This window comes from Noviherbaspirillum aerium, assembly GCF_008929045.1.
In the GTDB taxonomy this organism is placed as follows: domain Bacteria; phylum Pseudomonadota; class Gammaproteobacteria; order Burkholderiales; family Burkholderiaceae_D; genus Noviherbaspirillum; species Noviherbaspirillum aerium.
The window spans coordinates 1-993 of record NZ_VFAH01000078.1; the positions used below are offsets into that span (position 1 = coordinate 1).

Here is a 993-nt window from a genome sequence, read left to right on the forward strand (position 1 = left end):
CATCAGCGCAACCGTGGTGTCGAGCATGCGGTTGGAGAAGCCCCACTCGTTGTCGTACCAGGAAGAGACCTTGACCAGGCGGCCGGATACCTTAGTGAGGGTCGCATCGAAGTTGCTCGATGCCGGATTGTGGTTGAAGTCCACCGATACCAGCGGATCGGTGTTGTAGGTCAGGATGCCTTTGAGCGCACCGTCGGCGGCTTCCTTCATGATCGCGTTGATTTCATCGACGGTCGTGTCGCGCGCAGCGACGAAGGACAGGTCGACGATGGAGACGTTGATGGTCGGCACGCGGATCGCGAAACCGTCCAGCTTGCCGTTGAGTTCCGGCAGCACCAGGCCGACCGCGGCAGCGGCGCCGGTCTTGGTCGGGATCATCGACTGGGTGGCGGAACGGGCGCGGCGCAGGTCTTCATGCATCACGTCGGTCAGCACCTGGTCGTTGGTGTAGGCATGGACGGTGGTCATCAGGCCGTTGACCACGCCGATCTTGTCATGCAGCGGCTTGACCAGCGGCGCCAGGCAGTTGGTGGTGCAGGAGGCGTTGGAGATGACGGTATCGCTTGCCTTGAGCACGTTCTGGTTGACGCCGAAGACGACGGTCGCATCGACATCCTTGCCGCCGGGCGCGGAAATGATGACCTTCTTGGCGCCGCCCTTGAGGTGGGCCGAGGCCTTTTCCTTGGTGGTGAAGAAGCCGGTGCACTCGAGCACGACGTCGACATTGAGTTCGCCCCACGGGATTTCAGCCGGATTGCGCTGAGCGAAGACCTTGATCTTGTCGCCGTTGACGATCATGAAGTCGCCGTCGACTTCGACCGTGCCGGGGAACTTGCCATGGGCCGTGTCGTAACGGGTCAGGTGGGCATTCGACTGCGCATTGCCGAGGTCGTTGATGGCAACGATCTGGATATCATTCTTTTTGCCGCCTTCGTAGTGAGCGCGAAGGATGTTGCGGCCGATACGGCCATAGCCGTTGATTGCGACACGAAT

The 993-nt window shown here is 60.9% G+C and carries 1 protein-coding gene; it reads right to left on the reverse strand.

The window, feature by feature from the left end; genetic code table 11:
* Positions 1-993 (reverse strand): type I glyceraldehyde-3-phosphate dehydrogenase (gene gap / locus FH061_RS30145; RefSeq protein ID WP_225984991.1); only part of this gene is annotated, 993 nt, incomplete at both ends.